Source organism: Methylobacterium sp. P5_C11, assembly GCF_054049775.1.
This window is the reverse complement of sequence record NZ_JBFULS010000009.1, coordinates 109,577-119,663: the sequence shown is the minus strand read 5'-3', so window position 1 is coordinate 119,663 and position 10,087 is coordinate 109,577. Positions and strand designations below refer to the sequence as shown.

Annotated in this window: 12 protein-coding genes, 1 tRNA gene and 1 pseudogene; 7 read left to right on the top strand and 7 right to left on the bottom strand. The window is 67.8% G+C overall.

Translation table 11 applies throughout. From position 1 onward, the window contains the following. A pseudogene (locus tag ACXJKQ_RS07815) lies at positions 1 to 182 on the bottom strand (ISL3 family transposase); the annotation flags it as partial. Positions 183 to 687: 505 nt separating this feature from the next. Here ACXJKQ_RS07815 and ACXJKQ_RS07810 point away from each other — a divergent pair. From ACXJKQ_RS07810 to ACXJKQ_RS07800, 3 genes are all read left to right on the top strand, one after another. Beyond that, positions 688 to 918, top strand: coding sequence for a DUF6894 family protein (locus ACXJKQ_RS07810; protein ID WP_457105196.1), 231 nt, complete (start codon positions 688 to 690; stop codon positions 916 to 918). Between the two features lie 106 nt (positions 919 to 1,024). Beyond that, positions 1,025 to 1,225: a hypothetical protein gene (locus ACXJKQ_RS07805; RefSeq protein ID WP_457105195.1), complete on the top strand. Its 201-nt coding sequence runs from the start codon at positions 1,025 to 1,027 to the stop codon at positions 1,223 to 1,225. A 100-nt stretch (positions 1,226 to 1,325) separates the two neighbouring features. Beyond that, positions 1,326 to 1,580: a hypothetical protein gene (locus tag ACXJKQ_RS07800; RefSeq protein ID WP_457105194.1), complete on the top strand. Its 255-nt coding sequence runs from the start codon at positions 1,326 to 1,328 to the stop codon at positions 1,578 to 1,580. A gap of 3 nt (positions 1,581 to 1,583) precedes the next feature. On the opposite strand, the gene ACXJKQ_RS07795 is transcribed toward ACXJKQ_RS07800, so the two are convergent. The 3 genes from ACXJKQ_RS07795 to ACXJKQ_RS07785 all read right to left on the bottom strand — a co-directional run bounded on the left by ACXJKQ_RS07795 (position 1,584) and on the right by ACXJKQ_RS07785 (position 2,926). Beyond that, a complete protein-coding gene (locus ACXJKQ_RS07795) occupies positions 1,584 to 1,883 on the bottom strand; it encodes a hypothetical protein (protein WP_457105193.1) in 300 nt (99 codons plus the stop codon). Between the two features lie 586 nt (positions 1,884 to 2,469). Continuing rightward, the gene (locus ACXJKQ_RS07790) at positions 2,470 to 2,661 is read right to left on the bottom strand and encodes a hypothetical protein (protein ID WP_457105192.1); all 192 of its coding nucleotides are present in this window, start codon (positions 2,659 to 2,661) and stop codon (positions 2,470 to 2,472) included. Positions 2,662 to 2,755: 94 nt separating this feature from the next. Beyond that, the gene (locus tag ACXJKQ_RS07785) at positions 2,756 to 2,926 is read right to left on the bottom strand and encodes a hypothetical protein (protein ID WP_457105191.1); all 171 of its coding nucleotides are present in this window, start codon (positions 2,924 to 2,926) and stop codon (positions 2,756 to 2,758) included. Between the two features lie 818 nt (positions 2,927 to 3,744). Between ACXJKQ_RS07785 and ACXJKQ_RS07780 the strand changes: the two genes are divergently transcribed. Further along, positions 3,745 to 4,206, top strand: coding sequence for a hypothetical protein (locus ACXJKQ_RS07780; RefSeq protein WP_457105190.1), 462 nt, complete (start codon positions 3,745 to 3,747; stop codon positions 4,204 to 4,206). Between the two features lie 217 nt (positions 4,207 to 4,423). Here ACXJKQ_RS07780 and ACXJKQ_RS07775 read toward each other — a convergent pair whose 3' ends face one another. The 3 genes from ACXJKQ_RS07775 to ACXJKQ_RS07765 form a co-directional block, all read right to left on the bottom strand. Beyond that, complete coding sequence (locus ACXJKQ_RS07775; RefSeq protein ID WP_457105189.1) at positions 4,424 to 4,612, bottom strand: hypothetical protein; 189 nt, start codon at positions 4,610 to 4,612, stop codon at positions 4,424 to 4,426. After that, positions 4,609 to 4,866 carry a hypothetical protein gene (locus tag ACXJKQ_RS07770; RefSeq protein WP_457105188.1) on the bottom strand — a complete coding sequence of 86 codons (258 nt, stop codon included), beginning with the start codon at positions 4,864 to 4,866 and terminating at the stop codon, positions 4,609 to 4,611. The genes ACXJKQ_RS07775 and ACXJKQ_RS07770 overlap by 4 nt, the downstream gene beginning before the upstream one ends. A 110-nt stretch (positions 4,867 to 4,976) precedes the next feature. Further along, positions 4,977 to 5,051, bottom strand: a tRNA-Val gene (locus ACXJKQ_RS07765). 230 nt (positions 5,052 to 5,281) lie between these two features. Between ACXJKQ_RS07765 and ACXJKQ_RS07760 the strand changes: the two genes are divergently transcribed. From ACXJKQ_RS07760 to ACXJKQ_RS07750, 3 genes are all read left to right on the top strand, one after another. After that, positions 5,282 to 6,325, top strand: coding sequence for a hypothetical protein (locus ACXJKQ_RS07760; protein ID WP_457105187.1), 1,044 nt, complete (start codon positions 5,282 to 5,284; stop codon positions 6,323 to 6,325). Continuing rightward, positions 6,325 to 8,511, top strand: coding sequence for a glycosyltransferase family 2 protein (locus tag ACXJKQ_RS07755; protein ID WP_457105186.1), 2,187 nt, complete (start codon positions 6,325 to 6,327; stop codon positions 8,509 to 8,511). Before ACXJKQ_RS07760 ends, ACXJKQ_RS07755 begins: the two co-directional genes overlap by 1 nt. Before the next feature lie 167 nt (positions 8,512 to 8,678). Beyond that, a complete protein-coding gene (locus ACXJKQ_RS07750) occupies positions 8,679 to 10,016 on the top strand; it encodes an MFS transporter (protein ID WP_457105185.1) in 1,338 nt (445 codons plus the stop codon). Positions 10,017 to 10,087: the final 71 nt, after the last annotated feature.

Sequence of the window (10,087 nt, the reverse complement as noted above, 5' to 3'; positions counted from 1 at the left end):
TGACCGATGCTCGGCAGATCGGCCGAGCGGCGTTCATGGCGGCTGTGAACGGCAGAGCTGGTCGTGCCACAGGTCGGGCAACGCCCATGCACACGCCGCGCATGGGCGAAGACGACAAGACGACCGTCGCTCCGGATGACGCGCTCGATGGCGCAGCCCGGCAGGGATGAGGACAGGATCATCCCCCTGGTGAACCAGCCCGTGGCATCCCCGTCACCGCGACCGTTCCACGCAAAGTGCGGGAGAACCACTTTCTTGAGGCAAGTCCAAATCCGCTGGGGACTCGCGTCGGCGGCGCTGCTGGCGTTCGGAGGAATCGTGCTGGCGAAGGTCGGGCTGGCGGGCCGCTGAGCCGGTCCACCCGATGAGCCGTGGGCTCGGACTCAGCCGAGGCGCGTTTCGAGTCAGAGTCTTGGATCCCGCTGCCACCTGTCATTAAACCGGGCCTCGACATTCACCTAGATCACCTCGGCCCCGCCGGCACCGCCGCTCGGGGCTTCCTCATTTCCGCTGCCCCGCTACGCTGCGCATAGATTCGGCCTTAGATCCCCAGAGATTCGAATCTGGGAAGGGTCGCCCGGTCCGCCGGCGCGGGCTTTTCGTGCCTGGAATACCGGCGCAGGCTGCGGAGAACCGTTGGCGATGTCTTCGGTTTGCAGTGTAGGGGGCCTGACCAAGGAGGTGTCGATGCCGCGCTACTTCATCAGCACAGCCAAAGGCATCGAGATCGATGACGACGAGGGCGTCGAGCTATCCGACCCCAGGGCTTTGCGCGTCATGCTTCGAGAGACGCTGGCGGCGATCCTTCGCGACGAAAGCGCGATCGATGGTGCGACCGAGTGCAGCGCCCGAGCTTACGACCAAGACGGGAAACTCGTGATGCGAGCGCGGGCCAGCATCGAAATTACGGATCAGTAGGGCGCTCGGCCAGATGCGGCTGAAATCGGACGTTCCCCCGCCCCGTGAGCCGATTGGGCGACAGATCAGCCTTGGCCCTGCTGAGCGAGCGTGGCATGACTTGGCCATGAGCGACAGTGAGACGAACATCCACCCCTACACGCTGGAGGTTATCCCTCCGAAGGAAGAGGGCGGCGCCTACAACTTCGCGATCCGCAAGCACGGCAAGCTGGCTCAGCGCTCCGACCGTAGCTATCCGACCGAAGCAAAAGCCCAAGCCGCCGGCATGGCCATGGTCGAAAAGCTACTCAGCGGCTCGGATCGATGACACCCCACCCGCCCGTGAGCAGATCGGGGCGGCGCCGAGCGGAGGTGATGTGTAACCGGTGCGGCCTATCGGATCGCCAGACCATTGGCCATGATCCGGTATGGCGACCTCTATCCAAAGTTGCGAAGTGAACGTGGATGGCGTGTGGAACGCACTTGGCCTGAAAGAGGCGCAACTGCTTCACCGCAACGCAATCAAGCGCTGCCCGATCTGCCATGGTCGGATCTCGCTCCTCGGCTCCTACGGCCTGGAACGGCACCTGTCGCTTTCGCCCCGCCGGGCGCATCCCGGCTGCCCGCTGAACCCAAAACACTTCAGCGGCGTGTCGACGCGCCATCTTGGAGCGGTCGAGTAGGCCTCAGCGCTGCACCGCCTCGATGTCGTCCTCGTAGATCGAGTCCGGCTGGCAGGCGTGCCACTCCATCTTTCCCTCAGCCTGTCCCTTCCGGCCGTAACAGTAGCCGGCCTGAGCAAGGCGGCCGCTGAGCCGATCGCGGAGCCGGCACTGCTCCCTGAGGATGGCCGGATCTCCAGAGCCCTCACAGGCCTGCGCAGCCTTCACCTCAGCGGTCAGCAGCTCGGGGACGGTCGGAAGCTGCTGCTGAGCCTGCGCCCCACCGGCAGCGACGAGAGCGAGGAAGGCGACGGCTGTGCGCATGGGAGAAGGTTAGCGGAGCCGTTGCCTCTGGCAACCTGTTTCGCGACGGCGTGCAGAACTACGAGGCTGGATGGCGAAGGCGGGTCGGTGGGACTTAATCACCCAGGGTACCGACTGGAACGCCGGCCCTCATCCACAGTTGGTCAGGCCATACCGGCATGTGCCGGATTACTGTGACCTGAGAGTGCCATGACCAGCCGAAGCGTTCAGTCAGCCCTTCTCGCCCTCGCGCTCATTGCCAGCAGCGCCGGGATAGCTACCGCGCAGTCCACGCCCAACGGAAACACCTCCACTTCTGGCGCGCCGGCTGGATCCGGTAGCAGCGGTAATGGCGCCACCGGCAGCGGGGCAGCGCCAAGCGGTAAGTAACCGACCTCAAACCTCCGATAGCTCAGTCCGCCCGGCCCAGCGCTGCGGCGGGCTTTTTTCGATACGTGCTAGGCGGCCGACGACACGCCGTCGCACCGTCTTCTAATCGACAGTCGAAACCTACGTATCGTTTCGCCTCACCGCCCGGTGGGGCTTTTTTGGACTGTTTGCCACTTCACCCGCCCGGTTCGCCGGTGCGGGCTTTCTTGTTTCGGCCCTACGCCTTCATCTCTGCGAGCATTGTGGCGCCTTCGGTCAGAAAGAACGCCTTGATCTTCGGGTTGCGGACCCGCAGGGCGCAGTGTCTCGCGATCTCGTTCATGAACCGATTTTTTGGGTTCTTGAGGAGATCGGCCAGATATGTCTGCGCTTCAGCCTCGGTAGCAATAGTGAAAGGTTGAGGGTCCACGGCGCACCTCCGCTTTGACCTGCCCGGTCCGCTGGTGCGGGCTTGTCATGCCCTGCCAACCGACCGACGAACGGTAAATTCGCGGGACGCGCGTCTAGCGCGTAACCTGCAAATCGATGATGGGACCGCCGATGTCGAAGAAGTCGTCTTCGTCAAGATTTGCCAACTCGACCTCTTCCTGCCGGCGCTGAAGCGGCACGAGTACAGAGATCATCCCAAGACACATCGCCCCAGCAACCAGGGCGGCTAATAAAGCAAGGGTCATGGATGACACCGGTAGTCGGGACGAGACAGGGAAGGTGGGCCGGTAAGCTTAAGTTTCGGTTTCGCTTGGTTGGGCTGCGACCGTCGCTCCCGGCCATCCTGCCAGCGAACCGCGTTGCGTATCGGCTCGGCTCACACGCGCTGGTGAGATCGGACGCTCCGCCGCCGCCTGAGCAGGTCGGGGCGGGGCCGAGAGGGTGATCGCGTTGACCAGCGAGCAGAGCGAGAGTTTATCTGCATAAATCGACGCGGAGCGTACTGCTTCGCCGTGCCGCGACTGTCTCGGTTTATTGAGAGGCAGCCCTGGGAACCGACTGCTTTGCGGCCGGCCTCGGCAGAATGACCGCATGATGTAAGACCTCTCGCCCGCCGTTGCCTCTTGGCGCGACCAGATCGAGCGCCTGTCCGAGCACGCCAGGCCCGTGTCTCGCGGGCGTTAGCTCCGTTTGCGGCAGATCAACATCCTGCCGCAAACAGGTTGTCACGGTGGAGCGCCAGTTGGGTTGGGGAAGGTGCTAGTATCCCCCCTCGCGATGCATCTTGGGCCATTCCACGTAAGCCGCCGCACCCGCGCAGACCTGCGGCGGACTGGCCAAAAAAAGTCGGCGCCGTGATGGTCGCCAAGACGCTAACCGGCGGCCCGATGGACGGACTGCTCTGAGCCAACCGCACTTTTCGCACAAGCCGATGGTCTGACAGCCGAAATCGGCTTCCATTCACATTCGTCCACTGGTCGCGAAGAACGCTGCCGGCCGCACCTTGCGGGGCGTGATCTCCTCAGGTTTGTTCCTCATTCGTTCGCGAACGGAGGCCGCCAGAATGGGGCGCCTGGGTGATGCAGCGCCCGGTCGGGTGTACGTCGACTGCGCTTCTTGCAAGCGCTCTGGGCGATACACCGTCGCCAGCCTGATCGGTCGCTACGGGGCCGACATCTCCACGCTCGACGTCCTGCGCCACCTGACAGCCTCGTGCCGCTACCAACGGCCGCCTGGAGCGCCGTCCGCGCGGAAATACGAGCACCTCTGCCTCGCCGCGATCACACTGCCGCCGCCCGCCGAGAAGAACCCTCCGGTACCGCCGGGCGTGCCTTACACGATCGAGGTCTGGCGCAAGACCGGCGGCAACGTCGAGCTGCACCTCGCGACGATCTATCCGCTGTCCATGGCGATCGTTGCGTTCGAGGCCGCCTGCCTGGAATGGCCGGCACACGAGGTCACGCTTCGGGATCGCGCTCGGATCGTGCGGAAGCGAGAGGTGCCGCCGCGGAGCGCCAACGCGTGAAATTCCGGTGCGTCTCGCTGACCGCCAAGCCGTCGGCCTTCAGGCGCATCAGGGCGCGAGTCGCATGCAGGGACCGCTCCCGGCCGGTCAGGCCGGCGCGCTCGGCGATCTCGGTTGCGGTCGATGGCTCGGACGTCAGCGCGACCAGGACGCGCGGGCGGCTATCCAAGCGCGGCTGGGCGCCTCCAGGTGATGGGGCCTTCGGCATCTTGCCGGCCTACTGCAACCGACTGGGACCCTCTGTGAGGCCGAGCCGAAGCGCGAGCCCCAGGAGATGCTCCAGCGAAATCCGCTCGCCACCATCGATCCGCCAATGCTCGAAATCGCCGTCCGGTTCGACGGAGTGCCCGCATACGCGCAGCAACTCGACGGCCTCTGCGACCGGGTCGTACTCGACGAAGCTCATCCGTTCACCGAATGCGCCAGCAGGATCGCGGTCCGGATCATGGGCCACTTCCACGCCGGCTTGTCGGTGGTCAGCGCCTCGTCCGCGTGGGTATTCGCCCGGACGGTCTCGACAAGGTCGAGGGTCCAGCACTTCGCGAGCGGGTACGATTCGGTGGCGAGGTCGGCCGGCACCGTATCGACCGCCGCATCGATCTCCAGCTCGGAGATTTCGGCGGCTTCACGTGGTTCGAAAACGGTTGGGGGGATGGCCACGCGAACCTGCCGGTGAGGCTCGCTGGACACGTCTCAGGTTCGCTGAACCTGGGAGACCTAAGCAAACGGCCGTTTCCAGTCAAAAAACCATCCAACCTCAATAGATTAGATGGTGGGCGCGACAGGGATCGAACCTGTGACCCCTACCATGTCAAGGTAGTGCTCTCCCGCTGAGCTACGCGCCCGGGCCGGAGCCATGCGTGCTCCGGTGGGCGGGGCCTATAGCCGCTGCTCGGCGAGGGCGCAAGCGGAACCTGCGCGGGACGGGCCGGATCGACGGCGTCCAGCCGGCCGACGCCGCCCTGGTGCACGCCGGCGGAAAAATGCGCTATGGCCCTGCCGCTCGGCATCCGGCCGTGCCGCGACACAGGGCGGACACGGGGCGCCGGTACGCCGCCGCCTCACGCTTCGGGACATGCGCTACTTCATCGACCACGATCAGGGCCTTTCGATCCGCGGCTGGATCGTGCCGGACAATCCCCTCGCCATCAGCCGGGTCGTGGTCGCGGTCGACGGACGACGCGTGGCTGAGGTCCCGGCCAGCGTCACCGACGAGGCGTTCAAGCGCAACGGCTGGCACGCCACCGGGCAGTGCACCTTCGTGGTCACGGAGGCAGAGGTGCCCGGGCTGCCCGAGATCCCGCGGCTCGAACTCTACGATGCCGACACCAACGTGCTGGTCTACCGCCGCGTGCCGAGCGAGGGACGGGTGCGGCTGCGGACCATGCTGATCAACACCGGCATCGAGCCCGAGAGCGTCCTGCAGACGGCACTCTTCCCGCATTTCCAGCATTGCTACTTCGGCATCCACAAGCTTCCGGACGAGATCCTGAGCTGCGTGCTGACCGGCCCGGCCGCGCCGTCGGCCTTCCTCTCGGGGGCCATCACCGTCCCGCGCTACGAGAACTTCATGACGCCGGATCTGATGATCACGGCGATCCTGCTGCAGGAGCCGCAGATCGAGATGGCGACCCGGATGCGCTGGCTGAAGGCCCGGGCGGCCGATGCCGCCGATCCGGCGCGCAGCTGGCGCCTCGGCTCGCTCGCCGAGGCCGCCGCCTTCGCGGAGGGCTACGACTTCTCCGACGTGAAGAGCCTCAAGCGCTTCTTCCGCATGCTGCCGGAGCCCGCCTACCGCCTGCTCTACAATCCGCTGACCCGCCAGCTCGGGACCCGCATGCCGGACGACCGGCTGCATCCGGGCAACTCCATCGCGGCGATCGAGATTCTCGCCCGGGTCGGGATCGTCGGACACAAGACCCGGTTTCCCGCCTTCGCGTCGACGCTGTTCGACCGCCTGGGTATCGGCACGCCGATTCCGGCCCTGCCCCCGGTGCCGGCCGAGACGCTGGCGCTCGCCGAGCGCCTGACGTCCGTCAAGGCGGTCGAGGACATGATCGTGTTCGACGTTGCTATGTCGGACGCCGTGAAGGCCTCGGTCGACAAGAGCTGGAGCTGATGGTGCGTTCGACCGGGCCGGCCGTGTCCGAACCCCGCCTTCCGCCGACGCAGCTCACGGGGCTCTGGCGCAAGGGGCGCGCCCTGACGGCCCGGGCGGGCTCCGACGGGCTGCGCGTCCCGCTTCCGGAACTCGCGGGCCGCTGGGTCGAGATCGTCCTGTCCAATGACCCCGCCGAGGGCCGCGACACCGTCCCGGATCTCAGCTTCGTCGGCGCCGACGGGCGTCCGGGCTCGCTGCTGCCCCAGGAGCCCCGCGGTGGGGGCGCCTTCGCGTGGATCGGCTGCCTGCCCGAGGACGTCGTCGAGCTGCGCGTGGCCGACCCGGCCGGGCGGGTCCCGGTCCGGCTGCGCCGGATCGCCGTGCGCAGGCTCGCCCGGCCGATCCTGGCCGCACGCGGCCTCCTGCGCGATCCCGGCCTGACCGTGCAGGCCCTGTACTGGCGGCTCCTCGGCAAGAAGGTGCGCGCGCGGGGCTACCTCGGCCGGGCGCTGCGCCACCGGCGCGTGAGCGGCTACGAGGCCTGGCTCGGCACCCACGCCCTGCGTCGCGCCGAGCGGGACGGGATCGCCGCCGAGATCGCCGCCTGGACCGATCCGCCCCTGATCTCCGTGCTGATGCCGGTCCACGATCCCGACCCGAAGGTGCTGCGGGCGGCCCTCGCGTCGCTGCGCGGGCAGCTCTATCCCCACTGGGAATTGTGCGCCGTCGACGACGCCTCGACGCGCCCCGAAATCCCGCGGATCCTGGCCCGCGCCGCCGAGGCCGACCCGCGGATCCGCATCCTCACCCGGGCGGAGAACGGCCACATCGCCCGGGCGACCAACGACGCGCTAGGCATGGCCCGGGGCGCGGTCTGCGCCTTCATGGACCACGACGACGCCCTCACCGACGACGCCCTCTACGAGGTCGCCCGGGCGCTGCGCCGCGATCCGGACCTCGTGCTGATCTACAGCGACGAGGACAAGATCGACGGGCGCGGCCGCCGGTTCGACCCGCACTTCAAGGCGTGCTTCGACCGCGAGCTTCTCTACGCGCAGAACTACATCAATCATCTCACGGTCGTGCGCACCGAGGCCCTTCGCGCCGTCGGAGGCCTGCGCCCGGGCTTCGAGGGCAGCCAGGACCACGACCTGCTGCTGCGGCTGACCGACGGGCTCGACCCCGGCCGCATCCGCCACATCCCGCGGGTGCTCTATCACTGGCGCGCCGCGCAGGGCTCCGGTACCTTCTCGGACCGGTCCCTCGCCCGGGCGGAGGCCGCGCGCCTGCGCGCCCTGGAGGAGGTCGTGGCCCCCTTTGGCGGCCGGGCGGAGCGCGGTCCCGGCGGCTTCAACCGCCTGATCCGGCCGCTGCCGGCGCCGCCGCCGCGGGTCTCCGCGATCATCCCGACCCGGGACCGGGCCGAGATCCTGGCGGTGACCCTCGACGGGCTGCTCGGCTCGACCGACTACCCCGACATCGAGGTGATCATCGTCGACAACGACAGCTGCGAGCCCGAGACCGCGGCCCTGTTCGCCCGCTACCGGGACGATCCGCGGGTGCGCGTCGTGCCGGTGCCCGGCGCCTTCAACTTCTCGGACCTGTCGAACCGCGGCGCCGCCGCGGCCACCGGCGCGGTGCTCCTGTTCCTCAACAACGACATCGAGGTGCTCGAGCCCGGCTGGCTCGCCGAGCTGGTCCGCCACGCGGTGCGGCCGGAAATCGGCGCCGTGGGGGCGAAGCTGCTCTACCCTGACCGGACGATCCAGCACGGCGGAATCGTGCTGGGGATCGGGGGCGTGGCCGGCCACAGCCATCTCGGTGCCGCGGACACCGATCCCGGCTATTTCTGCCGCATGGTCATCGCCCACGAGGTCTCGGCGGTCACCGGGGCGTGCCTGGCGATGCGCGCGCAGGTTTTCACGGAGGTCGGCGGGTTCGACGCGCAGGCCCTGAAGGTCGCCTTCAACGACGTCGACCTGTGCCTGAAGGTCCGCCGGGCCGGCTATCGTATCATCTGGACGCCCTTCGCCACGCTGATCCACCACGAGTCGAAGAGCCGCGGGGCGGAGGACACCCCGGAGAAGCAGAAGCGCTTCGAGGGCGAGGTCCTGACCATGCTGGACCGCTGGGGGCCGGAGCTGCGCGCCGATCCCTATTACAACATCAACCTGTCACGGAATTCCGCGCATTACCGGGTGTGAGCGGCGCGCGCCGCTCCGTCGCCCACGGTCCGCGACCCCGTGTTGCTATGCATGCGTCAGTGGGTGAACTTGCGTCCGGAGCCGGTTGCGATACCTCTGGACATGCCGCATGAGGCGGTTCCGGCCAAGGCGACCCAAGGGACGCGCGGCGAGGGCGGCAGCCAACAATGAGTTCGAACACACCCATGGCCTCGGCCACGACCCTGGAGCGCGACGCCCAGCAGGCGATGGGGGACCACAAGGTTCATCCCAACGAGATCGCCATCGGCGTGGTGATCGGACGCGCGTCCGAATACTTCGACTTCTTCGTGTTCGGCATCGCCTGCGTGCTCGTCTTCCCGAAGGTGTTCTTCCCCTTCGTCGACCCCCTGAAGGGCACGCTCTACGCCTTCGCGATCTTCGCCCTCGCCTTCATCGCCCGGCCGGTCGGCACCGTGCTGTTCATGGCGATCGACCGCCGCCACGGGCGCAGCGTCAAGCTGACCACGGCGCTGTTCCTGCTCGGCGGGTCGACGGCGGCGGTGAGCTTCCTGCCGCGCTACGACAGCATCGGCATCTCGGCGGTCTACATCCTCGCCGGCCTGCGGATCCTGCAGGGCCTCGCGCTGGGCGGCGCCTGGGACGGCCTCGCCTCGCTCCTCGCCATGAACGCCCCGCGGGAGCGGCGCGGCTGGTACGCGATGATCCCGCAGCTCGGCGCGCCGCTGGGCTTCATGGTAGCCAGCGCCCTGTTCGCCTTCTTCATCGTCAACCTCGACGAGGCCGACTTCATCGACTGGGGCTGGCGCTTCCCGTTCTACTGCGCCTTCACCATCAACGTGGTCGCCCTGTTCGCCCGGCTGCGCCTCGTCGCCACCGACGAGTTCGCCCGGATGATGGACCTCGACCGGCTGCGCCCGGTCCCGGCCCTGGAGCTGTTCCGCCACCACGCCGGCGACGTGATCCGCGGCGCCTTCGTGCCGCTCGCCGCCTTCGCGCTGTTCCATCTCGTGACGATCTTCCCGATCGCGTGGCTGGCGCTCAACACCACCACCCGCTCGCCGGGCGAGTTCCTGATCGTCCAGTTCTCGGGCGCCATCGTGTGCGCCGGCGCGGTGGCGGCCTCCGGCCTGATCGCCGACCAGATCGGCCGCCGCAACTCCTTGATCATGAGCAGCTCGCTGATCGGCTTCTTCGCCGTCGGCAGCATCATCGCGCCGCTCCTGTTCGGCGAGAGCGCCATCGGCCAGACGATCTACGTCACGATCGGCTTCATGCTGCTCGGCCTCGCCTACGGCCAGACCGCGGGTGCGGTGAGCGCCCGCCTCGGCAACCGCTACCGCTACACCGGCGCGGCGCTGACCTCGGACTTCGCATGGCTGCTCGGGGCCGGGTTCGCCCCGCTCGTCGCGCTGTTCCTGTCGCAGCGCTACGGGTTGGCGATGATCGGGGTCTATCTCCTGTCCGGCGCGGTCTGCAGCCTCGTGGCCCTGTTCACCGACCGCTCGGAAATGCGTCAGATGTGACGGCTGTGGCGGGCGGCGCAGGCTGGCCGCCCACCCTTGGCTGACAGGGTCGCCGCCTCGTGCGGCACGGC